This is a genomic window from Streptomyces sp. NPDC101234 (assembly GCF_044767525.1).
In the GTDB taxonomy this organism is placed as follows: domain Bacteria; phylum Actinomycetota; class Actinomycetes; order Streptomycetales; family Streptomycetaceae; genus Streptomyces; species Streptomyces sasae.
On sequence record NZ_JBIWOA010000111.1, the window covers coordinates 1 to 2,408 of the forward strand.

The 2,408-nt window shown below is 69.9% G+C and carries 1 protein-coding gene; it reads left to right on the forward strand.

Annotation, left to right across the window (positions count from 1 at the left end):
* Positions 1–2,408, forward strand: a 2,408-nt coding sequence (locus ACIRR9_RS55945) for a type I polyketide synthase (RefSeq protein ID WP_403769815.1), incomplete at both ends; no start/stop codon positions are given.

The window sequence follows — 2,408 nt, forward strand, 5'->3', positions numbered from 1 at the left end:
GTCGGTGTGTTGGTGGAGGTTGGTCCGGACGGGGTGTTGTCGGGGCTGGTGGACAACTGCGTGCCGATGTTGCGGCGCAGGCGTGATGATGGTGAAGCGGTGCTGGCCGCGCTGGGTCACTTGTATGCGCAGGGTGTTCCGGTTGACTGGGCGCCGGTGTTCGCGGGCCTGGACGCGCGTCGGGTGGCGCTGCCGACGTATGCCTTCCAGCGGCAACGCTACTGGCCCGGCGTCGAGCGCGTGTCGCCCACGCCGAAGCCTGCCGGCCGGCTTCAGGTGGACAGCGGACGATCCCTGCGTGACGTGGTCCGGGAGGCCGCGGCCGTTGTCCTCGGCCACCACCCTGACACCGCGCTCGACACCCACCGCACGTTCCGGGAGCTCGGCTTCGACTCCTTGACGGGGGTCGAGTTGCGGACCCTGTTGCAGAGTCGAACCGGCATCGAGCTGGCCGGCAGCGCGGTGTTCGACTACCCGACGGTCACCCGGCTCGCGGAGCATCTCGCGGGCCGGGCCGAGCCTGCCACGCCGCAGGTCGCGGCCGACGTCACCGGCGATCCGATCGTGCTGGTCGGCATGGCCTGCCGCTTCCCCGGCGGCGTGTCCGACCCGGACGGGCTGTGGCGCCTGGTCGCCGAGGAAGCCGACGCTACCGGGCCCTTCCCCACCGATCGTGGCTGGGACCTGGACCGGTTGCAGGAAGTCTCCGCCACGAGCCGCGGCGGTTTCGTAGCCGGCGTCGACGGCTTCGACGCGGCGTTCTTCCGCATCTCGCCACGCGAGGCGCTGGCCACCGATCCCCAGCAGCGGTTGCTGCTGGAAGTGTCGTGGGAAGCGCTGGAACAAGCGGGTATCGATCCGGGAACGCTGGCGGGCACCCCGACGGGCGTCTTCGCCGGCGCCTACGGATCCGGCTACGGCGACCTCGTCTCCCGTGAACAACTACAGGGACACCTGCTGACCGGCGGCGCCGGCAGTGTGATCTCCGGGCGGGTTGCGTACGCCCTGGGGCTGGAAGGTCCCGCCGTCAGCGTGGACACGGCCTGCTCCTCGTCGCTGGTGGCCATGCACCTCGCCGCGCAAGCTCTCCGCACGGGGGAGTGCAACCTGGCGCTGGCCGGTGGCGTCACCGTGATGGCGACGCCCGAGATGTTCCTGGAGTTCACGGCACAGAACGGGCTTGCGGAAGACGGCCGGTGCCGGTCGTTCGCGGATGCGGCCGACGGGACGGGTTGGTCCGAGGGTGTCGGTGTCGTGGTGTTGGAGCGTCAGTCCGACGCCGTGCGCAACGGCCACCAGATTCTTGCGGTGATGCGGTCGAGTGCGGTGAACCAGGACGGTGCGTCGAATGGTCTGACGGCTCCGAACGGTCCGTCCCAGCAGCGGGTGATCCGTCAGGCGCTGGCTGCTGCGGGTCTGTCGCCCGCGGATGTGGATGCGGTGGAGGCCCACGGTACGGGTACCCGTCTCGGTGATCCGATCGAGGCGCAGGCGCTGCTGGCCACGTATGGCCAGGACCGGCCCGACGACCGGCCGTTGTGGTTGGGGTCTTTGAAGTCGAACATCGGTCATGCGCAGGCTGCTGCGGGTGTCGGTGGTGTGATCAAGATGGTGATGGCGCTGCGTCACGGGGTCCTGCCCAGGACCCTGCATGTCGACCGGCCGTCGACTCAGATCGACTGGACGCAGGGTGAGGTGCGGCTGCTGACGGATGCGGTGGTGTGGCCGGAGACGGGTCGTCCGCGGCGGGCGGGGGTGTCGTCGTTCGGTGTCAGCGGCACGAACGCCCACGTCATCCTCGAAGCTCCCGCGGCAACCGAGCCCGCAGCCACCGACCCTGCAGTCGTCGAATCCAGCGCCGGCGAATCCGTGGCTGCCGCATCTGTGGCCGCCGAGCCGGAGGCCGGGGGCGGCGGCGTGGTGCCGTGGATCGTCTCGGGCGCGTCGGACGAGGCGGTGCGAGCACAGGCGGCCCGTCTTCTGGAACACGTGGAATCGGATCCCGAACTGCGTCCGGTGGATGTGGCCTGGTCGCTGATCAACGCGCGAGCCGCCTTGAACCATCGGACCGCGGTAGTCGGCACGGACCGGGGCGAGTTGTTGGCCGGCTTGCGCGCCGTGGCCGCCGGTGAGGTCGTCCCGCGGGTGGTCCGGCCCGGCGACAAGGTGGTTTTCGTCTTCCCCGGTCAGGGTGCGCAGTGGGTGGGTATGGCTCAGGAGCTGGTCGAGTCCTCGCCTGTCTTCGCCTCGTCGATGCGTGAGTGCGCGGAGGCGTTGGAACCGTTCGTGGACTGGTCGTTGGCCGATGTGCTTGGTGACGAGGCTGCGTTGCGGCGGGTGGATGTCGTGCAGCCGGCGTTGTGGGCGGTGATGGTGTCGCTGGCGGCGGTGTGGCGTTCCTTCGGGGT